Annotated in this window: 17 protein-coding genes and 1 other RNA gene; 5 read left to right on the plus strand and 13 right to left on the minus strand. The window is 66.3% G+C overall.

Annotation, left to right across the window (positions count from 1 at the left end; translation table 11 throughout):
- Window positions 1–18: 18 nt before the first annotated feature.
- The 5 genes from FHT98_RS04150 to FHT98_RS04170 form a co-directional block, all read right to left on the minus strand.
- The gene (locus FHT98_RS04150; protein ID WP_142112616.1) at window positions 19–1794 is read right to left on the minus strand and encodes a peptidoglycan D,D-transpeptidase FtsI family protein; all 1776 of its coding nucleotides are present in this window, start codon (window positions 1792–1794) and stop codon (window positions 19–21) included.
- Complete coding sequence (gene ftsL / locus FHT98_RS04155) at window positions 1791–2177, minus strand: cell division protein FtsL (RefSeq protein ID WP_061966771.1); 387 nt, start codon at window positions 2175–2177, stop codon at window positions 1791–1793. The genes FHT98_RS04150 and ftsL overlap by 4 nt, the downstream gene beginning before the upstream one ends.
- A 2-nt stretch (window positions 2178–2179) precedes the next feature.
- Window positions 2180–3220, minus strand: coding sequence for a 16S rRNA (cytosine(1402)-N(4))-methyltransferase RsmH (gene rsmH, locus FHT98_RS04160; RefSeq protein WP_142112618.1), 1041 nt, complete (start codon window positions 3218–3220; stop codon window positions 2180–2182).
- Window positions 3217–3693, minus strand: a complete 477-nt coding sequence (locus FHT98_RS04165; protein ID WP_142112623.1) for a division/cell wall cluster transcriptional repressor MraZ — start codon at window positions 3691–3693, stop codon at window positions 3217–3219. Before FHT98_RS04165 ends, rsmH begins: the two co-directional genes overlap by 4 nt.
- A gap of 476 nt (window positions 3694–4169) precedes the next feature.
- Window positions 4170–4634, minus strand: coding sequence for a MarR family winged helix-turn-helix transcriptional regulator (locus FHT98_RS04170; RefSeq protein ID WP_248309139.1), 465 nt, complete (start codon window positions 4632–4634; stop codon window positions 4170–4172).
- Window positions 4635–4783: 149 nt separating this feature from the next.
- Here FHT98_RS04170 and FHT98_RS04175 point away from each other — a divergent pair, with 149 nt between their 5' ends.
- Window positions 4784–5206 carry an organic hydroperoxide resistance protein gene (locus tag FHT98_RS04175; RefSeq protein ID WP_113586727.1) on the plus strand — a complete coding sequence of 141 codons (423 nt, stop codon included), beginning with the start codon at window positions 4784–4786 and terminating at the stop codon, window positions 5204–5206.
- Between the two features lie 173 nt (window positions 5207–5379).
- Here FHT98_RS04175 and rnpB read toward each other — a convergent pair.
- Together rnpB and FHT98_RS04185 are read right to left on the minus strand one after the other, a co-directional pair.
- Window positions 5380–5786: RNase P RNA component class A (rnpB, locus tag FHT98_RS04180), an RNA gene on the minus strand.
- Window positions 5787–5944: 158 nt separating this feature from the next.
- Window positions 5945–6583: a lytic transglycosylase domain-containing protein gene (locus FHT98_RS04185; protein ID WP_142112627.1), complete on the minus strand. Its 639-nt coding sequence runs from the start codon at window positions 6581–6583 to the stop codon at window positions 5945–5947.
- A 354-nt stretch (window positions 6584–6937) separates the two neighbouring features.
- On the opposite strand from FHT98_RS04185, the gene FHT98_RS04190 reads away from it, so the two are divergent.
- The 3 genes from FHT98_RS04190 (at window position 6938) to FHT98_RS04200 (ending at window position 9558) form a co-directional block, all read left to right on the plus strand.
- Window positions 6938–7687 carry a TerB family tellurite resistance protein gene (locus tag FHT98_RS04190; protein ID WP_091856429.1) on the plus strand — a complete coding sequence of 250 codons (750 nt, stop codon included), beginning with the start codon at window positions 6938–6940 and terminating at the stop codon, window positions 7685–7687.
- Window positions 7688–7697: 10 nt separating this feature from the next.
- Window positions 7698–8501, plus strand: a complete 804-nt coding sequence (locus FHT98_RS04195; RefSeq protein WP_142112629.1) for a peptidoglycan recognition protein family protein — start codon at window positions 7698–7700, stop codon at window positions 8499–8501.
- Window positions 8502–8616: 115 nt separating this feature from the next.
- Complete coding sequence (locus FHT98_RS04200) at window positions 8617–9558, plus strand: GGDEF domain-containing protein (protein WP_142112631.1); 942 nt, start codon at window positions 8617–8619, stop codon at window positions 9556–9558.
- Window positions 9559–9571: 13 nt separating this feature from the next.
- Here FHT98_RS04200 and FHT98_RS04205 read toward each other — a convergent pair whose 3' ends face one another.
- The 5 genes from FHT98_RS04205 to FHT98_RS04225 all read right to left on the minus strand — a co-directional run bounded on the left by FHT98_RS04205 (window position 9572) and on the right by FHT98_RS04225 (window position 16375).
- Window positions 9572–10006 (minus strand): GNAT family N-acetyltransferase, encoded by a 435-nt coding sequence (locus FHT98_RS04205; protein WP_210244330.1) that lies wholly within the window; start codon window positions 10004–10006, stop codon window positions 9572–9574.
- 55 nt (window positions 10007–10061) lie between these two features.
- Window positions 10062–13814 carry a methionine synthase gene (gene metH / locus FHT98_RS04210; protein ID WP_142112633.1) on the minus strand — a complete coding sequence of 1251 codons (3753 nt, stop codon included), beginning with the start codon at window positions 13812–13814 and terminating at the stop codon, window positions 10062–10064.
- A gap of 4 nt (window positions 13815–13818) precedes the next feature.
- Window positions 13819–14730 carry a methylenetetrahydrofolate reductase [NAD(P)H] gene (metF, locus tag FHT98_RS04215; RefSeq protein WP_142112635.1) on the minus strand — a complete coding sequence of 304 codons (912 nt, stop codon included), beginning with the start codon at window positions 14728–14730 and terminating at the stop codon, window positions 13819–13821.
- On the minus strand, window positions 14730–15743 hold the full coding sequence (locus FHT98_RS04220) for an ArsR/SmtB family transcription factor (RefSeq protein WP_142112637.1): 1014 nt from the start codon (window positions 15741–15743) through the stop codon (window positions 14730–14732). Before FHT98_RS04220 ends, metF begins: the two co-directional genes overlap by 1 nt.
- Window positions 15744–16171: 428 nt before the next feature.
- Entirely contained in the window at window positions 16172–16375 is a 204-nt protein-coding gene (locus tag FHT98_RS04225; protein ID WP_061966761.1) for a cold-shock protein, read from the minus strand.
- 275 nt (window positions 16376–16650) lie between these two features.
- On the opposite strand from FHT98_RS04225, the gene FHT98_RS04230 reads away from it, so the two are divergent.
- Entirely contained in the window at window positions 16651–17820 is a 1170-nt protein-coding gene (locus FHT98_RS04230) for an alpha-hydroxy acid oxidase (RefSeq protein WP_142112639.1), read from the plus strand.
- 121 nt (window positions 17821–17941) lie between these two features.
- Here the strand turns inward: FHT98_RS04230 and FHT98_RS04235 are convergent, their stop codons facing one another.
- The gene (locus FHT98_RS04235) at window positions 17942–19729 is read right to left on the minus strand and encodes a peptide ABC transporter substrate-binding protein (RefSeq protein ID WP_142112641.1); all 1788 of its coding nucleotides are present in this window, start codon (window positions 19727–19729) and stop codon (window positions 17942–17944) included.
- Window positions 19730–19758: the final 29 nt, after the last annotated feature.

The following is a 19758-nucleotide window of genomic DNA, read 5'->3' on the forward strand; positions in this document are numbered from 1 at the left end:
CACCGTTATAGGTCGAGATCAGCGCGAACCCCAGGCACCGAGCCTCGCCATCAGCGGGAACGGCGACGGCGGCGGATCGAAGCGGGGGTTCAGCCCCAGGATCGGCGCGGCGCGCTCGATCACCCGGCCGGTCGTGACGCCGGCATTCCACGCCGCGGTCGAATAGCCGCCGCTCTCGGCATAGCCCTTCGGCTCGTCATAGATCGCGAGGAACAGGTATTTCGGCTTGTCGGACGGAGCGATCGCCGTGAAGGTCGTGAAGTTCTTGTTCTTGGCGTAGCGGCCGTTGATCACCTTCTCGGCCGTGCCGGTCTTGCCGCCGACGAAATAGCCTTCGATATTCGCCTTGCGGGCCGAGCCCTTCTCGCCGTTGAGCCGCATGATGAAGCGCATCGCCTCGGAGGTCTCCGGCTTGATGACGCGCGTCGCGACCTTGCGGGCCTCCTCCTCGGACCGCACCAGGAAGGTCGGCTTCATCAGGTAGCCGCCATTCACCAGCGCCGCCACCGCCGCCAGCGCCTGCAGCGGCGCGACGGCGAGGCCGTGGCCGAAGGCGATGGTCGCGGTGTTGATCTCGCCCCAGCGCTGCGGGACGATCGGCGCTGCGCTTTCCGGCAGCTCCGTCGTCATCCGGTCGAGCTGCATCATCTTCTTGAGGAAGGCCTTGTGGCCCTCGACGCCGACGGCCAGCGCCATCTTGATCGAGCCCATGTTCGACGAATGCAGGAACACCTCCGGCACCGTCAGCGTGCGGCCCGTGCCATGGTATTCCTTGATGACCTGGCGGCCGAACCGCATCATGCCGCCGGCGGTCGAGAAGCTCGAATTGATGTTGACCTTGCCGGAATCGAGCGCCATCGCGATGGTCAGCGCCTTGAAGGTCGAGCCCATCTCGTAGACGCCGACATTCATCCGGTTGATCCGGTCCTTCTCCAGCGCGTCGACGGGGTTGCCGGGGTCGAAATCCGGCAGCGAGACCAGCGCGATCACCTCCCCGGTGTTCACGTCCATGATCGCGCCGGCCGCGGCGATCGCCTTGAAGCGCTCGAGGCCCTTGGACAGTTCGTCGCGCAGCAGGTGCTGGACGCGCAGGTCGATCGACAGCTTGACCGGCTTCAGGTCGGACGCCTCGGTCGCGAGGCCCGCGCCGTTCAGGTCCTGCAGTCCCTGCGAGTCGATGTATTTCTCGATGCCGGCGATGCCGACATTGTCGATATTGGCGAAGCCGAGCACATGCGCCGCCGCGTTGCCGTTCGGGTAGACGCGCTTGTTCTCGGGCACGAAACCGACGCCGGGGATGCCGAGCCGGTGCACCTCGGCCTGCTGGCGCGGCGTGATCTCGCGCTTGACCCAGACGAAGCCCTTCTTGGTACCGAGCTTGTCGCGCAAATCCTTAGCGTCGAGGTCGGGCAGAACGGCCGTCAGCAGCTCGGTCGCCTCGTCCTTGTCGAGGATGCGGCGTGGCTCGGCGAAGACCGAGACCGTGCGGATATCGGTCGCCATGACATCGCCATTGCGGTCGACGATGTCGGGCCGCGCAGCGGAGATGGCGTTGGAGGTGGCGCGGCGCAGGCCGACCTGCTCGTTCGGAGCGACGCCGAGATAGACCAACCGGCCGATGATCGCGAGGAACAGGGCGGAGAAACCGAGGATGACGAGGCCGACGCGCGGCTCGCTCTTCTCTCCGCTCATGCGGAAGACGTCGCGCAGCCAGGCCAGGCGCCCGCGCTTCACGACGGGTTCCGTCGCCTCGACCTGCTGCTCCGCCGCTTCGTGATGCATCGACTGGCTCATGGCATGGCTCCCGGCGTCGTCGCGCTCGCCTTGCGATCCCTGGGGGTCTCGGTCGGCAGGCCGAGGCCGAGATCCTCGAGCTTGCGGCCGATGGCATCGACCTTCGGGCCGCGGTTCGGGATGTCCGAGGGTTTGACCACCTGCGTCACCACGAAGGGCTGGAGGTCGAGATGGCGCTCCGCCAGCATCTGGACGCGGTCGGGCCGGTTGAGGAACTGCCACTCGGCCTTGAGCACCTGGATCGCGTCGCGCTCGCGCTGGGTCTTGCCCTTGAGCTTCTGGAGATGCTCGGTCGCCAGCGTCGTCTCGTATTTGATCGAATAGGCATAGACCGCCGAGGAAACCAGCGCGCCGATGGCGATGATGTGCAGGAGCTTGATCACGCTCAGGGCCTCCGGCGCGGCTGCGGGGCAGGAACGGTGGAGAGCGCGACGAGCCCGGCATCGGCCCGGCGCGACGGCGCCTCGTTGCGTTCGGCGGCGCGCAGCTTGGCCGAGCGCGCCCGCGGATTGGCGCGCATCTCGGCTTCGGACGGTGCGACGGCGCCCTTCTCGACCAGCCTGAAGGTCGGCTGCGCAACGGCCACCGCCGGCGCATGGCGCGAGCCCGCCGACACCCGGCCGGAGCGCTCGGCGAAGAACTGCTTGACGATGCGGTCTTCGAGGGAATGGAAGGTGACCACGACGAGCCGCCCGCCGGGCTTCAGCACCGTCTCGGCCGCGTGCAGCGCCCGGACCAGCTCGCCGAGCTCGTCATTGACCGCGATGCGCAAGGCCTGGAAGACCCGCGTCGCCGGATGGGCGCCACCGGGCTCGCCGCGCACGATGCCGGCAACGAGATCGGCAAGCTGCTTGGTCGTCGTGATCGGCGCCTTGCGGCGGGCCTCGACCACGGCCCGCGCCACGGCACGCGAGCGGCGCTCCTCGCCATAATGATAGAAGATATTGGCGAGCAGCCCTTCCTCGGCCTCGTTGACGAGGTCGGCGGCGCTCTGCCCGGAGCTGCTCATGCGCATGTCCAACGGCCCGTCGAAGCGGAACGAAAAGCCACGCTCGGCCTGATCGATCTGCATCGAGGAGACGCCGATATCGAGCACGACGCCGTCGAGCGGCGCCATCTTGAAGCGCTCGGCCTCCTCGGCCAGCTCGCCGAAATTGGCCTGGGACAGGGTCAATCGTCCCGCCATCGCGGCCACGAGATCGGCCCCGCCAGCGATCGCAGAGGGATCGCGGTCGAGCCCGAGCAGGGTAACCTCAGACGCGGCATCGAGGATCGCGCGCGAATAGCCCCCTGCCCCGAAGGTTCCGTCGAGATAGCGCCCGCCGGCCCGCGGCGCGAGCGCCTCCAGCACCTCGGCAAGCAATACGGGCACATGACGAACCGGTCCGCCAATGGCTCCGCCGGAACGGTCGCCATGGTAGCTCATGTGCCCGTGCCTCCCGTTGGAATGGTCAAGCTGCCGAGCGTGCGCTTCACATCGCGCAGGCGCGTCCGCGCCGCATCGAGATGGGCGCGGAACCGCTCCGGCTCCCAGATCTGGAATTTGTGGCCGTGCCCGACGAAGGTCACGGCGTCGCCGATCCCGGCATGCGCCTTCAGCGCCTCGCTCAGCACCATCCGCCCCTCCGTATCGACCTTCAGCACCTCCGAGGTGCCGTTCAGCGCCGTCGAGAGCAGCTCCCACTCGTCCGAGAACGGCGAGAAGCGCGCGAGAATATCGTCGATCGTGGCCCGGAGCGCATTGCCGCCGGCATCCAGTGCCGGCAGGTCGAGGCCCTGATGGACATAGAGGCCCTCGTAGCCGTCTTTCGCCAGCACCGACCGGAAGCTCGACGGAATGGAAACGCGCCCCTTGGCGTCGAGCCGGTTCGTGAAATTCGAGACGAAGCGGTCCGTCAACGCCGCCTCCCGGCCTGCTCTTCAAGGCGCCACCGCTGAGATGGGCAAGCGGCGAAAAGTCCCCCCGTCGAAGCGGGCAAGGCACGCCCGCAAGCCAAATTCCGCGCGGCACACGGAGCTTGACCCTTGGATTGCCTGCCGGCTTCGACGGGATGATTTGGGATAGCATGGGCCTTTATGGGCGTCAATGGAATCGCAGGCGCAGCGACGCACCTGCCGGGACTCTCCGGCATCACAGCTTGTTAAGGTTAAGTATCCGTAAGCACGCGCAATTCGGCACCCGCTTGACCTCCTGGGCCAGCGGAAGACGCGTCAGCGCTGCGAAAAATTTTTACGAAAGCGCGCCGTTATTTTTGGCGAGCCGACAAGCGGGGCAGATCCGGAAGCCTCGAAGGACACCGCACAGTTGTCATTCCGGCGCGCGCTTCAGGCGCGAACCGGAATGACAATGGCGGCGGCTACGGCAAAAGGCGCCATCAGCCGTCGCGTGACGACGCCAGCAGCGCATCGCGGACGAGACCGAGCTGGTCGCGCAAGCGCCCCGCATCGCCCGCCGTCCCGCCGAGCACCTCGCCGACAGCCTCCTGGACGCAGCGCCCCTGCTCGCGCAGGCTCTCGCCCTTCTCGGCGAGGTGGATGCGCACCTGCCGCTCATCGCGGGCGTCGCGCTCGCGCCGGATCAGCGCGGACGCCTCCAACCGCTTCAGCAGCGGCGTCAGCGTGCCGGAATCGAGCATCAATCGCTCGCCGAGCTCCTTCACCGTGAGCCCGTCCTGCTCCCAGAGCACCAGCATGACCAGATATTGCGGATAGGTCAGCCCGAGCGGGGCCAGGATCGGACGATAGGCCCGGTTGAAGGCGTGGCCGACCTGATAGATCGCGAAGCAGAGCTGCTGCTCCAGACGCGGCATCCCGTCCCCGGCCCTGTCCCGCTTCGCCATCACGCCCTCGCCGATCATCCTGTTTCACGCAAAACCGAAAGCGGCCCCATAATCAACCACCCTCTATCACGCTCAAATTAATTGTTGACAATCTAATTGTGCACAACCTAAATAGCAACCATCAGCTCACCCGAGGAAGGAAACCGATCATGAAGACGCTCTACACCGCCCATGGCTCCGCCACCGGCGGCCGTGAAGGCCAGGCCGCGACCGATACCGGCAACGTCAAGCTCGTGCTGAATACACCGAAGGAGCTCGGCGGCGGCGGTGGCGACGGCACCAATCCCGAGCAGCTCTTCGCCATCGGCTATTCGGCCTGCTTCCTCGGCGCGCTCAAATTCGTCGCCGGCAAGGAGAAGGTGAAGATCCCGGATGATGCGAAGGTCTCGGCCGATATCGGCATCGGCCCGCGCGACGATGGACAGGGCTTCGGCATCACTGCGAAGCTGACCGTCTCGGTGCCCGGCCTCGACAAGGCCGCCGTCGAGGACCTCGTCAAGAAGGCCCATGTGGTCTGCCCCTATTCGCACGCGACGAAGGGCAACATCCCGGTCGAGACGACGGTGGCCTGAGCCTGCACGGTCCGGCTCAATGAGCCGCTCCCCGAGACCGATCGGGAATTCGGTCCGGTGAGGCAGCCGGTGTGGCTTTCGAGAACCGGAGCGCAGCGGACATCGGTCCGTGAGCACCGGAAGCGCAGAAAGCCGCGTCGGATGCCCGCCGGAGTAGAATTCACGACGGTCGAGGTGCCAGTCGGCCTGTAAGCCGGGTTTTGGATGGCCGGAGGATCGCTCCCCCGACGTGACGGCCATTCCTCTGGGACGCACATTGCTGCGCGCCTCGAGCAACCAACCCGGACGACAAGGCACAGAAACCTGCCCCTGCCCGCTTGCGCGGGCAGCATCGTCCCTATTCGGTTTTGCTCCCGGTGGGGCTTGCCATGCCGTCCCCGTTGCCGGGTCCGCGGTGCGCTCTTACCGCACCTTTTCACCCTTACCCTGCCGGAAAAGCCGAAGCTCTCCAGCGCAGGGCGGTTCGATCTCTGTGGCGCTTTCCCTGGGGTCGCCCCCGCCGGACGTTATCCGGCACCGTGTTTCCGTGGAGCCCGGACTTTCCTCCCTCGCGAGCGAGAGCGGCCGTCCGGCCGACTGGCGAGGGGGAGATGCGCGCTGGCGCGGCCCGCGTCAAGCACAACCGCGCGGCTGGAGCATCGGACCGAAAAGTGGAATGCACTTTTCGGAGAAATCCGATGCTAAAATGAAAAGCTAGATCGCCACTTTGCATCCAATAGGACGCGAGGCGGTCCAGGATCAGTTGCGGGCGGTTATGGTGCGCACCTTGGCGCAATAGGCGCGGTTGGCACCGCTCATCCGGTTCGTCATATGGCCGCTCTGGTACTTCATCACCGTGCGGCAGGTGTCGCCGCCGGCCATCTTGTAGGCCATGCCGAGATATTTCATGCCGTAGCGCGCATTGGTCTCGGCATCGAGCAGGCCGCTGGCGCTGCCGGAATAGCCCAGGCCGCGCGCCGTCTGGTGGCGGATCTGCATCAGGCCGTAATTGCCGGCATGCGAGGCGCGAGGGTTGTAGCGGCTTTCGACGCGCACGACGGCATCGGCCAGCGAGAACGGCACGCCATTGGCGGCGGCATGGCGCGCGACGATCGCCTTGATGCCTTCGGTTCCGGCCGGAGCCGCCAGCGCGCGGCTGGCGCGGGTCTCGGTCTTGTCGCCTTCAGCCTTGGCGGTGCGGGCGCCGGCCTTCGGAGCGCGCGCCTCAACCGGAGCCTTCTCGCCCTTGTCCTCGGCGGCCTTGGCGCGGGCGATCTCGGCGTCGCGAAGAACGATAGCTCTGGGGTCCGTTTCCGCATTGACGAAATCCTCGGCCAGGGCAACCCCGGAGAGGCTAATCAGGCACGCAGCCGCGAGACCACCACAGATATATCGCATGTCGAATTGAACCCCATTGAGCCATGACTGGCCGATGGGGCCGCTCAACTGATGGTCGAATGTGTCGATAATCTGGCGCATACCATAGAAAAACGCATAACTATCAGCGTAAACAGGAATATATTCTATATTTAACTATTCAGTATTCATATGTATTCGGTCGCTCGAAAAACTTCGCCGGCTCCCCGCCCGCCGGAACGAATCAAGCAGGCGAATCGGCCGCCGCATTTCAGCCGTATTCCCGGCCGGAACCGGATTTTTGGCGCGGCAGGCCGTCGCACCGGGCGCTCTTGCGCGAACAAGCCCCCTTCTCCCATCATCGGCGCATTCGGATTCACCGGGATCGATTATGTGATGGCTTCCTCTTTCTGGGGCGCTCTGGGCGGCGGCGGGCTCGGCCTCGTGATCGGCGGGCCGCTGGGCGCGCTCGTCGGCGCGCTGGCCGGCCATGTCCTGGTCGATCGCGAAGGCGCGCCGTTCGGCCCGGCACCGCGCGAGCTCGTCTTCACCACCGGCCTCGTCGCGCTCGCCGCCAAGATGGCGCGCTCGGACGGCGTCGTGACCTGCGACGAGATCACCGCCTTCCGCCGCATCGTCGAGGTCCCGCCCGATCAGCAGCAGCGCATCGAGGCCCTGTTCGATCTCGCCAAGCAGACCAGCGCCGGCTTCGAGGCCTATGCCTCGCAGATCGCAGGCGCCTTCAAGGACGAGCCGGCCCTGCTGGAGGATGTGCTCGACGGCCTCTTCCTGATCGCCGCTGCCGATGGCGCGATCCACGAGGCCGAGCACGCCTATCTCCAGTCGGTCGCCGGCATCTTCGGCATCGCCGAGCCCGATTTCGCCCGGATCGAGGCCCGCCATGCCCGCCGCCCGGACGACCCCTATCTCGTGCTCGGCGCCAGCCGCGAGATGGACGACGCCGAGCTGAAGCGCCATTACCGCCATCTCGTCGCCGAAACCCATCCCGACCGCGAGATCGCCCGCGGCCTGCCCGAGGAGGCGATCGCCATCGCGACCCGCCGCATCGCCGCGATCAACGCGGCCTGGGACGCGATCCAGAAAGAACGCGGCATGAGCCGCAGCCTCGCGCCCCAACCCGCCTGAGCCGCCTCCTATGACCGAAATCGCCCCGCTGGACGTCGCCAGGCCCGACAGCCGCTTTGCCGCAAAGATCTTCCCATCGCCCAACCATGGCGAGCGCAAGAACCCGGACGGCACGCCCGGCCGCCGGCCCGACATGCTGATCCTGCACTACACCGGCATGCCGGTGGCCGGCGAAGCGCTGCAATGGCTCTGCAACCCGGTCGCGCAGGTTTCCTCGCATTATTTCGTGTTCGAGAACGGCCACACGCTCCAGCTCGTGCCGGAGGGTCGGCGCGCTTGGCATGCCGGCGCCTCGCACTGGGCCGGCGAGACCGACATCAACTCCTGCTCGATCGGCATCGAGATCGCCAATCCCGGCCATCCCGGCGGCCTGCCCGATTACCCGGAAGAGCAGATCATCGCGACGCTCAACCTCTGCCGCGACATCTGCGAGCGCTGGTCGATCCCGCCCGAGCGCGTGCTGGCCCATTCCGACATCGCGCCCGGCCGCAAGATCGATCCCGGCGAGAAATTCCCCTGGCGCCGCTTCGCCGAAGCTGGCGTCGGCCTGTGGAGCGAGCCGGCCCTGATCCGCGGCGGGCGCTTCTTCGCCCGCGGCGAGAGCGGCCAGCCGGTCGAGGCGCTTCAGGCGATGTTCGCGATGCTCGGCTACGGCGTCACGGTCGACGGCGTCTTCGACGACAGGCTGGAAGCGATCGTCGCCGCCTTCCAACGCCATTGGCGCCCGGAAAAGGTCGACGGCATCGCCGATTCCTCGACGATCACCACCCTGCGCGACCTGCTTGCGTCCGCGCAAGGCGGGCGCAGCGCCTGAACCAGGAACCGTGACGCCGCAGCGCATGAAACGGCCAAACGCGCCACGAAGCGCAAGGGTCGCTTAACGCTCGCGGCCTAGGCTGCCCTCGATCGTCGACCGGCAGGAGGGCGCCGTGGATAGCCAGCAGCTCATCGCAGCCACCAGGCCGCTCTACGAGCGCTCGCTCGCGCCCGCCGCGCTCGGCGCCTGGGAATGCAACCTCGCCAACGAGACCCTGAGCTGGACCGACGGGGTCTACGACCTGTTCAGCCTGCAGCGCGGCAGCGAAATCTACCGCAAGGCGACCCTCGACCTCTACGAGGAGGGGTCCCGGCGCGAGATGGAGCAGCATCGCAGCAACGCCATCCGCACCGGGCAGGGCTTCGCGCTCGATTGCCGGATCAGGGCGGTGAATGGCGACAAGCGCTGGATGCGCCTCATCGTCGGCGTCGGCTATCAGCATGGCCGGCCGAGCCGCATCTTCGGCTCGAAGCAGGATGTCACCGCCGAGAAGGGCTTGTGGAACAGCGTCTCCAGCCTCACGCGAGCGGAGTCCCCAACGAGCCCCGCAGCACGCCGCAGCTTCACCGACATCCTCAGGCAGGTTCGGCAGGACCGGGGCCGGGCATCCGAATGCCTCGCTCTTGCGATCTTCGAGATCGATCGCTTTCCGACAATCGTCGAAAATCACGGCCGGGCCGCCGGCGACGACATTATCCGCTGCTTCGGCGAGCGCCTGCGCCGGCTCTTTCCCGATGCCCTGGCGATCGACCAGACGGGCCCGAGCGCTTTCGCCCTTTTGCTGCGAATGCCGGGCGACAAGGGTTACCTGGCCTCGATGCTCGCCGGCACGCGCAAGCTGTTGTGCCGGCCGATCCCGCGCGGCTACCTCGTCATCGATTTCACGGCCTCGATCGGCGCGGCCCTGCTGAAGACTGAGGGCTACTGCGAGCAGAACGAGATCTTCGCGGAAGCCGAGGCGGCACTCCATGTCGCGGGCCTCGCCGGCGGAGACTGCATCCGCGTCTTCGACGGCCCGGTCACGGCCGTCAGCCGGGCAGCGCTTGCGGGTTAGGCCACCCAAAAACTTACAACTGCCGCGTGAAGACGATCTGTCCGTCGAGGCCGCGTCCCCGGTCGTGCCAGCCGTGGCGGCGATAGAAGCGTTCCGCCCGGGTGCCGGCGCCGGTTTCGAGCCAGGCCTGGGCATGGCCCGCAGCCTTCAACCCGGCCAGCGCCGCATCGAGCAACGCCCGGCCATGGCCGCCCCCCTCTTGCGCCGGATCGACGAACAGAGCCCAGACCAATCCGGTCTGATGGTTGGCGCAAGCGAAGCCCGCGATCTCGCCCGCGCTTTCGGCAACGAGGAAGATCGCATTATCGCGATACCAGGCGACCTCCTCGGCCGTCACCTTCGAGGGATCGCTCAGAATATTCTCGCGCACGGCCATACGGATGGCGTGGATGCGCGGCTGGTCTGCCTCCACCGCCTTGCGGATCAGCCTTGTCGCGTCAGTCGTCACGAATTCTCTCCGGCGCTGCCGCAGGCGTGATGCCCGCCGTAGCGCTGGAAGGCAACTACTCCGCCGCCTGCAGGCGATAGGCCGCGGTGTCGTAGTTGAGGATCGGCGCCAGCCAGCGCTCGACCTCCTCGATCGTCATGCCCTTGCGCGCGGCATAATCCTCGACCTGGTCGCGCTCGACCTTGGCGACGCCGAAATAATAGGCCTCCGGATGCGAGAAATAGAGCCCCGAGACCGAGGAGCCCGGCCACATCGCATAGCTCTCGGTCAGCTTCACGCCGACGCGGCGCTCGGCCTCCAGCAGCCGGAACAGGGTCGCCTTCTCGGTATGGTCGGGCTGGGCCGGATAACCCGGCGCCGGACGGATGCCGCGATATTCCTCGCGGATCAGATCCTCGTTCGAGAAGGCCTCGTCCGGTGCGTAGCCCCAGAACTCCTTGCGCACGAGCTGGTGCATGCGCTCGGCGAAAGCCTCGGCGAAGCGATCCGCCAGCGCCTTGACCATGATCGAGCGATAGTCGTCGTTGTCGCGCGCGAATCTCTCGGAGATGCGCTCCTCTTCCGCCCCGGCCGTAACGGCGAAGGCGCCGATATAGTCGGGCGCCACGCCTTCCGGCGCGACGAAGTCGGAGAGGCAGAGATTGGGCTTGCCGTCGCGGCGCAGGAGCTGCTGGCGCAGGCCATGGAAGGTCGCGAGCTCATCGGCCCGGCTCTCGCCGGTATAGAGGCGGATGTCGTCGCCGGCCGCATTCGCCGGCCAGAAGCCGATCACCGCCTTCGGATTGAACCAGCGCTCCTCGACGATACGCTTCAGCATCGACTGCGCATCGTCCCAGAGCGCGCGCGCGGCCTCGCCCTGCTTCTCGTCCTGCAGGATCGCCGGGAAGCGGCCCTTCAGCTCCCAGGTCTGGAAGAACGGCGTCCAGTCGAGCACCGGCACGAGATCGGCGATGTCGTAGGTCCGGAAGGTACGGGTGCCGAGGAAGCTCGGCTTCGGCGGCTGGTAGGCTGCCCAATCCGTCTTGAAGGGATTGGCGCGCGCCTTGGCCAGCGGCAGGCGCTGCTTGTCGGCTTCCGAGCGGCGATGCGCCTCGGCAACCTTGGCGTATTCCGCCTGCACGCCGGCGACATAGCCCGGCTTCTGCTCCTGCGAGAGCAGGCTCGAGACCACGCCGACGGCACGCGAAGCGTCGTTCACATGCACCGCCTGGCCGGCGTTATAGGCCGGGTGGATCTTCACGGCGGTATGGACACGGCTGGTCGTCGCCCCGCCAATCAGGAGCGGGATATCGAAGCCTTCGCGCTCCATCTCGGAGGCGACCGTCACCATCTCGTCGAGCGAGGGCGTGATCAGCCCGGAGAGCCCGATGATGTCGACCTTCTCCTTGCGCGCCGTCTCCAGGATCTTCTGTGTCGGCACCATCACCCCGAGGTCGATCACCTCGTAATTGTTGCACTGGAGCACGACGCCGACGATGTTCTTGCCGATGTCGTGGACGTCGCCCTTCACCGTCGCCATCAGCACCTTGCCTGCAGCCGAGCGCTCAGAGCCGCCGTTCAGGCGCTTCTCCTCCTCCATATAGGGCATGAGATAGGCGACAGCCTGCTTCATCACGCGGGCGGATTTCACCACCTGCGGCAGGAACATCTTGCCGGCGCCGAAGAGGTCGCCGACCACGTTCATGCCGGCCATCAGCGGGCCCTCGATGACATGCAGCGGCTTCTCGGCGCGCTGGCGCGCTTCCTCGGTATCGGCCTCGATGAACTCGGTGATACCCGCGACCAGCGCATGCTCAAGCCGCTTCTCGACCGGCAGTTCGCGCCAGGCGAGGTCCTTGCCTGAAGCCGCGACCGAACCGTCGCCCTTGAAGCGCGGCGCAGCCTCCAGCAGGCGCTCGGTCGAATCCTTGCGGCGGTTGAGGACGACGTCCTCGCAGAGCTCGCGCAGTTCCGGATCGAGATCGTCATAGCTGCCGAGCTGGCCGGCATTGACGATGCCCATGTCCATGCCGGCCTTGATGCAATGGTACAGGAAGACCGAATGCATCGCCTCGCGCACCTTCTCGTTGCCGCGGAACGAGAAGGACAGGTTCGAGACGCCGCCCGAGATATGAGCATGCGGCAGGCTCTCGCGGATGGCCCGCGTCGCGTTGATGAAGTCGTTGCCGTAGTTGTCGTGCTCTTCGATGCCCGTCGCCACCGCGAAGATGTTCGGGTCGAAGATGATGTCCTCGGGCGGGAAGCCGATCGTCTCGGTCAGCAGCTTGTAGGCCCGGGTGCAGATCTCGATCTTGCGCTGGAAGGTGTCGGCCTGCCCGACCTCGTCGAAGGCCATCACGACCACCGCCGCGCCATATTGCCGGCAGATGCGCGCCTGCTCGAGGAAGGCGTCCTCGCCCTCCTTCATCGAGATCGAGTTGACGATCGGCTTGCCCTGGATCGTCTTGAGACCGGCCTCGATCACCGGGAATTTCGACGAGTCGACCATGATCGGCACGCGCGAGATATCCGGCTCCGAGGCGATCAGGTTGCAGAACTCGGTCATCGCCTTCTCGGAATCGAGCAGGCCCTCGTCCATGTTGATGTCGATGACCTGGGCGCCGTTGGCGACCTGGTCGCGCGCCACGTCGAGCGCGGCGGCATAGTCGCCGGCCGTGATCAGCTTGCGGAACTTGGCCGAGCCGGTGACGTTGGTGCGCTCGCCGACGTTCACGAAGGGAATGGTCTCGTCGAGCGTGAACGGCTCCAGCCCCGCCAGACGGAGCCAGGGCTTGGGTTCGGGAATCTGGCGCGGCGCCTTGCCGGCGACGGCCTGGGCGATGGCGCGGATATGGTCCGGCGTGGTGCCGCAACAGCCGCCAACCATATTGACGAAGCCGGAATCGGTGAACTCCGCCAGCATCTGGGCGGTCGCTTCCGGCCGTTCGTCATAAAGGCCGAATTCGTTGGGCAGGCCGGCATTCGGATAGGCGCAGACCAGCGTGCCGGCGATGCGCGACATGTCCTTGATATGCGCCCGCATCTCGCGCGCGCCGAGCGCGCAGTTGAGGCCGATGGTCAGCGGCGCGGCGTGGCGCACGGCGTTCCAGAAGGCCTCGACCGTCTGGCCCGACAGCGTGCGGCCGGAAAGATCGGTAATCGTGCCGGAGATCATCACCGGCAGGCGGATGCCCTTGGCGCGGAACACCTCCTCGATCGCGACGATCGCGGCCTTGGCGTTGAGCGTATCGAAGATCGTCTCGATCAGCAGCAGCTCCGAGCCGCCGTCGATCAGGCCCCTCACCTGCTCGGCATAGGAATCGCGGACCTGGTCGAAGGTCACGGCGCGGAAGCCGGGATTGTTGACGTCGGGCGAGATCGAGAGCGTGCGGTTGGTCGGGCCGATCGCGCCGGCCACGTAACGGCGGCGCCCGTCTTCCTTCTCGGCGATCATCGCCGCCTCGCGGGCGAGCCGCGAGCAGGCGACGTTCAATTCGTAGACATAGGCCTCCATGCCGTAATCGGCCTGGGCGATCGAGGTGCCCGAGAAGGTATTGGTCTCGACGATATCCGCACCCGCCCGGAAATAGGCGAGATGGATGTCGCGCAGCGCCTCGGGCTGGGTCAACGCGATGATGTCGTTATTGCCCTTGAGGTCGTGATTGAAGCCCTTGAAGCGCTCGCCGCGGAAATCGGCTTCCGAGAGCTTCAGGTTCTGGATCTGCGTGCCCATCGCGCCGTCGAGCACGAGGATGCGTTCGCGCGCGGCCTGGCGCAAAGAGCGCTCGATCTCGGCGCCGTCGACGGGAGCGGGAATGAAGTCGGACATAGGCTTACTCCGCCGCCACGGCCTGCGCCGCCGGCTTCTCGGGCTTCAACCCCACGAGATGGCAGATGGCATAGACGAGGTCGGCCTTGTTCATCGTGTAGAAATGCAGGTCGGTGGCGCCGCGATCGATCAGGTCCAGCACCTGCTCGGCGCAGACGGCAGCCGCGACGAGGCGGCGCGTCGCGACGTCGTCTTCCAGCCCTTCGAAACGGTCGGCCAGCCATTGCGGCACGCTGGCGCCGGTCTTGCGGGCGAAATTCGCAGTCTGCTTGAAGTTCTGGACCGGGACGATGCCGGGCAGGATCGGGATCTCGATGCCGCGCGCGCGGACCTTATCGAGATAGCGGAAATAGACGTCGTTATCGAAGAAGAACTGGGTGATCGCCCGCGTCGCGCCGGCATCGACCTTCTTCTGGAGCGCATCGATATCGGCATCGAGCGTGGCGGCCTCCGGGTGCTTCTCCGGATAGGCCGAGACCGTCACCTCGAAATCGCCGATGCGCTTCAGGCCGGCAACGAGGTCCGAGGTCTGGTGATAGCCGTCCGCATGCGGCTCATAAGGAGTGCCCAGCCCGCCTGCGGGGTCGCCGCGCAAAGCCACGACATGGCGCACGCCCGCATCCCAATAGGAGCGGATGACCTCGTCCACCTCGGCCTTGGAGGCCGAGACGCAGGTGAGATGCGCGGCCGGCTTCAGCCCGGTCTCGTCGACCATGCGCTTGACGGTGGCGTGGGTGCGCTCGCGGGTGGAGCCGCCGGCGCCATAGGTCACTGAGACGAAGCTCGGACCTAGCGGCTCGAGCCGGCGCACGCTGTCCCACAGCGCGACCTCCATCTCCTCCGTCTTGGGCGGAAAGAACTCGAAGGACACGCGCGGACGGCGCGAGCCGTGGCGGCTGGGGCGGAAAGCATTCATCACGCAACCTCGAGATTGATCGTGCGGGCCGGCGGATCGGCCTGGACGCGCCGGTCGCGGCCACGCCAGAGCATGACCGGGAGCTGGCCCGAGCCGCCATCGGCAAGGGTGACTTCGCGGGAAAGATCGCAGGACAGGCCCGCCTCGGAAAACCAGGCGGCGATCTGCTGGCGGGAGAAGCCGAGCCGGCGATGCGCATGCTCGGTCCGCAGGAATTCCATCTCGTGCGGGGCGAAATCGACGACGATCAGGCGCCCGCCGGGCGCCAGCATCGCGGCGGCCTCGCGCACCGCCCGCCCGGGGTCGTCGAGGAAATGCAGCACCTGATGGATCACGACGAGGTCGAAGGAGCCGCGCGGGAAGGGCAATGCATAGATGTCGCCCTGCCTGAGCTCGACGCGCGACAGCCCCGCCTGCTCCAGATTGGCGCGCGCTACCGCCAGCATCGCATGGTTGGCATCGACGCCAACGGCGCGGCCGAATTTCGGCGCGATCCGCTCCAGCATCCGCCCCGTGCCGGTGCCGAGATCGAGCATCGCGCCGGGCGAGCCTTCGCCGACCGCCTCTTCGACCGCCGCCTCGACGGCATGGTCGGGCACATGCAGGCCGCGCAGCCGGTCCCAGTCGCGCGCGACGCTGGCGAAGTAGTTTTGCGCGGCCTCAGCCCGCGTTGTCCGGACGGCGGCGAGGCGCTCGCGATCGGCTGCAAGCACCGGATCGCTCAGGTCGAGCCAGGCCGCGAGTGACGCGGCGAAGGCGCCGCCCGGTCCGGTCTCGTCGAGGCGGAAGAAGGCCCAGGCGCCCTCGCGCGAGCGCCGGACCAGCCCGGCCTCGGCGAGCAATTTGAGATGGCGCGAGATGCGCGGCTGCGACTGGCCGAGGATGTCGGTGAGATCGGACACCGAGAGCTCGCCTTCGGAGAGCAAAGCGAGAATGCGCAGCCGCGTCTCCTCGCCGGCGGCCCTGAGGCCCGCGAGAAGCACATCGGAAGACAATGTCGTCGGCTGCCGCACGCGCTGGCGTCCTCTGTCGACAAGGAAAAAGATATAAAGATATCTTTATATCGAACGCGCCGTTCGTGCAAGCGGATTGTCGTGCGGAAGATAGGACGGGTTCTTCCTTCTCACCGCCGGGATAAGGTGGCTCGGCGAAGCCAAGACGGACGGGCGCGCGATCTTCCCGCGTCAGCCGCGCTGCGCCTCTGCGTGAGCGAAAGAACCAGAGGGCCGCCTGGTGCGTCCGGCTCCGCGCATCCCACGGATTCTCAAGCAAGAAAACCCCGCAGGCCAGACCTGGACGGGGCTTTCGGCGCATCATGTCGTATCAAAGGAACAGCGCCGGACATACGGCGACAACGCCGATCCGGTCGTCATCTTTCAGGCACGCGCTCGCCAGCATCCCGCCGCGCGCGGCAGGCGAACCTCACGGCGACAGAGCAGTCTCAGAGTACTTTCAGATCGCCCGCGGCCGTCTTGCCGCGCTCGGTCTTCAACTCGAACGAAACCTGCTGCCCTTCCGTCAGCGTCATCATGCCGGCCTCTTTCACGGCCGTGATGTGAACGAACACATCCTTGCCGCCTTCCGCCGGTTGAATGAAGCCGAACCCCTTCTCAGTGTTGAACCATTTCACGGTTCCGGTCGCCATCGCCACATCCCTCGAAGCCAAAGCGTCTCTCACCGGCACTGAACGCATGGCCCCTATGCCGGTAAGGTAGGATTGACCGAAAACCGATCCTTGTCGAGATGAAAGCTCAGGCAAGCCCTGCCGCCTTTCGTCAAGGTTTCGTCAGCATGCTCCGTGTCTTGGCACAAGGCGGTCTCCTGACGCAGGCCCGTTTGCGCGGCGAACGGTTGCGCCCTGCCGGCCAGCATGCGAGCAAGCCGGAAGGACAAGACGGGACGCCAACGGCGAGACGAGACATGGCCCAGCCCCTGACCATCGAAGACCTGCGCCTTCTGGCCAAGCGCCGCGTGCCGCGCATGTTCTACGACTACGCCGATTCCGGCGCCTGGACCGAGGGCACCTATCGCGCCAACGAGACCGATTTCGCCAAGGTGAAGCTGCGCCAGCGCGTCGCCGTCGACATGACCAATCGTTCGCTGGCTTCCGAGATGATCGGCCAGCCGGTCGCGATGCCGGTCGCGCTCGCGCCCACCGGCCTCACCGGCATGCAGCACGCCGATGGCGAGATCCTCGCGGCCAAGGCCGCCGCCAAGGCCGGCGTGCCCTTCACGCTCTCGACCATGAGCATCTGCTCGATCGAGGACGTCGCGAACCACACCAGCGCGCCGTTCTGGTTCCAGCTCTATGTGATGAAGGATCGCGACTTCATCTCGCGCCTGATCCAGCGCGCCAAGGCGGCCGGCTGCTCGGCCCTGGTGCTGACGCTCGACCTGCAGATCCTCGGCCAGCGCCACAAGGACATCCGCAACGGCCTTTCCGCCCCGCCGAAGCCGACGCTGGCCAACCTGATCAACCTCGCCTTCAAGCCGCGCTGGTGCCTGAAGATGCTGGACACGCCGCGCCGACAGTTCGGCAACATCGTCGGCCATGTCACCGGCGTCGCCGACATGTCCTCGCTCTCCTCCTGGACCGCCAGCCAGTTCGACCCGCAGCTGAACTGGGACGACGTCCAGTGGATCAAGGAGCAATGGGGCGGCAAGCTGATCCTCAAGGGCATCCTTGATCCGGAAGACGCCGAGATGGCAGCCAAGAGCGGTGCCGACGCGCTGATCGTCTCGAACCATGGCGGCCGCCAACTCGACGGCGCGCTCTCCTCGATCGAGGCCCTGCCCGGCATCGTCGAGCAGGTCGGTAACCGCGTCGAGGTCCTGTTCGATGGCGGCATCCGCTCGGGCCAGGACGTGCTCAAGGCGATCGCGCTCGGCGCGCACGGCACCTTCATCGGCCGCGCCTTCCTCTATGGGCTCGGCGCCATGGGCGAGCAGGGCGTCACCGCCGCGCTCGACATCATCCGCAAGGAGCTCGACACCACCATGGCGCTCTGCGGCCTGCGCGACATCAAGGATGTCGACGAGCGCATCCTCGTCGGCGGTCGCGCCGGGGCGATCAAGCGGCTGGCGGGCTGACGCGGTTCCCCGGCCAGACAGCCAACAACCATCGAAAAGGCCCGGCGGAGCAGCTCCGCCGGGCCTTCTTCATTGCATCACCCTTGCAGAGATCGCTCTCCGCAAGGGACCGATTTCCAGATCAGGCGCGATACCAGGACGCGAGGTTCCAGGTGTCGACGTCCCAGCCCGAATGGTCATGCGAGAGGGTGTTCGACGCGGCGACGACCTTCTTGCGCGACAGGATCGGCAGGATGACGTTGGCCTCGCAGAAGATCTCGTTGACCTTGATCAGCAGCGCTGCGCGCTTGGCCGGGTCGAGCTCCTTCTGGGCGGCCTTGTAGGCCTCGTCCGCAGCCGGGTCGGTGTAGCGCGAGACGTTGCGGCCCAGCCACTTGTTCTCCTTGCTGGCGACTTCCCAGGAGGTGAACTGGTTGAGGAAGCGCTCCGGATCGGGCTGCGGCTGCGTCGTGGTGTACATCTCGATGTCGGTATAGAGCTTGGTGTAGGTGTCGGGGTTGGCGACATCCGACGAGAAGAACACCGAGGCCGTCACCGACTTCAGCTCGATATCGATGCCGGCGCGCTGGCAGGCCTGCTTGATGATGGCCTGCACCTTCTGGCGCGGAGCGTTGATCGAGGTCTGGAAGACGTATTTGAGCTTCTTGCCATCCTTCTCGCGGATGCCGTCCGAGCCCTTCTTCCAGCCGGCCTCGTCGAGGATCTTGTTGGCCTTCTCGATGCTGAACTCGTACTTGAGCTTCTCCGACTTGAACTGCTTGGGCTCGTTCACGAAGCTCGCCGTGGCAGCGCCGGCGCGGCCATAGATGAACTTCTGGATCGAGTCGCGATCGATCAGCAGGTTGATCGCCTGGCGCACGGCCGGGTCCGACAGGGTCGGGTGCTTGGTCTTGGCGCTCGAGCGCTCGCCATCGACCTCGGTCCACGGGTCGGTCGTGTTCAGCGTGACGAACTCGATGTCACCGGCCGGTGCAGCGCTGATCTTGCCGCGTCCGCCCATCTCCATGCGCTTGAGGACTTCGTCCTCGACCAGCGTATCCCAGGCGTAGTCATATTCGCCGGTCTGCAGGACGGCACGGGCCGCCGAGACCGCATCACCACCGCCCTTGATCTCGAACGTATCGAAATGCGGACGATTGGCGACGTGATAGCTCTCGTTGCGGGTGCCCGACAGGATGTCGCCCGGCTTGAATTCGGCGAACTTGTAGGGGCCGGTGCCGACGGGCTTCAGGTTGGCCGGAGCCTCGCGCGACTTGGCGCCCTTGTAGTCGCCGAAATGGTGCTTCGGGATGATCATGCCGGCGACGCCGACGAAGGGATCCGCCCAGAACGGCGTCGGCTTGGCGAAGATCACCTTGACGGTGAAATCGTCGACCTTCTCGACCTTGATGTCCTTGTAGGCGCCGGTGGTGTAGGCGGCGGTCGCCGGATCGGCGGCGTATTCCCAGGTGAAGACGACGTCCTCGGCCGTGAACGGCTTGCCGTCATGCCACTTCACGTCCTTCTTCAGCTTCCAGGTGACGGTCGTGCCATCCTCGGACAGGCCGCCATTGGCCTTGCTGGGAACCTCGGCCGCGAGCTGCGGGATCAGGTTGCCTTCCTTGTCCCAGCCGGCGAGCGGCTCGTAGAACACGCGCGACGCGATCTGGTCCTTGGTGCCCGAGGCGAAATGCGGGTTGAGCAGGGTCGGAGCCTGCCACAGCAGCATCTTCAGCGGGCCACCGCCGCCGGCCTTGGTCGGCTTGTATTCGAGCGTGGCATTGGCCATCGCGACGTCGTTCCAGGAGAGGATCTGGGTCGCGATCGGCGCGGTGATGCCGAGCGCCGCCATCTTCTGGATGAAGGAGCGCCGCGACAGGCCGCCCTTCTTCACGTCCTGCACCATACCCTGGATATACTGGCTAGTCATAATCAACCTTCACGTCATGGCAGCAAGAA

Source organism: Allobosea sp. AK1 (assembly GCF_006714945.1).
GTDB classification, from domain to species: Bacteria; Pseudomonadota; Alphaproteobacteria; order Rhizobiales; family Beijerinckiaceae; genus Allobosea; species Allobosea robiniae.

Coding starts and splice junctions, on each gene's coding strand:
- FHT98_RS04230 (WP_142112639.1), top strand. CDS start 16,651: ATGGCCCAGCCCCTGACCATCGAAGACCTGCGCCTTCTGGCCAAGCGC.
- metF (WP_142112635.1), bottom strand. CDS start 14,730: ATGAATGCTTTCCGCCCCAGCCGCCACGGCTCGCGCCGTCCGCGCGTG.
- FHT98_RS04185 (WP_142112627.1), bottom strand. CDS start 6,583: ATGCGATATATCTGTGGTGGTCTCGCGGCTGCGTGCCTGATTAGCCTC.
- FHT98_RS04175 (WP_113586727.1), top strand. CDS start 4,784: ATGAAGACGCTCTACACCGCCCATGGCTCCGCCACCGGCGGCCGTGAA.
- FHT98_RS04235 (WP_142112641.1), bottom strand. CDS start 19,729: ATGACTAGCCAGTATATCCAGGGTATGGTGCAGGACGTGAAGAAGGGC.
- rsmH (WP_142112618.1), bottom strand. CDS start 3,220: ATGAGCTACCATGGCGACCGTTCCGGCGGAGCCATTGGCGGACCGGTT.
- metH (WP_142112633.1), bottom strand. CDS start 13,814: ATGTCCGACTTCATTCCCGCTCCCGTCGACGGCGCCGAGATCGAGCGC.
- FHT98_RS04170 (WP_248309139.1), bottom strand. CDS start 4,634: ATGGCGAAGCGGGACAGGGCCGGGGACGGGATGCCGCGTCTGGAGCAG.
- FHT98_RS04190 (WP_091856429.1), top strand. CDS start 6,938: ATGGCTTCCTCTTTCTGGGGCGCTCTGGGCGGCGGCGGGCTCGGCCTC.
- FHT98_RS04195 (WP_142112629.1), top strand. CDS start 7,698: ATGACCGAAATCGCCCCGCTGGACGTCGCCAGGCCCGACAGCCGCTTT.
- FHT98_RS04225 (WP_061966761.1), bottom strand. CDS start 16,375: ATGGCGACCGGAACCGTGAAATGGTTCAACACTGAGAAGGGGTTCGGC.
- FHT98_RS04150 (WP_142112616.1), bottom strand. CDS start 1,794: ATGAGCCAGTCGATGCATCACGAAGCGGCGGAGCAGCAGGTCGAGGCG.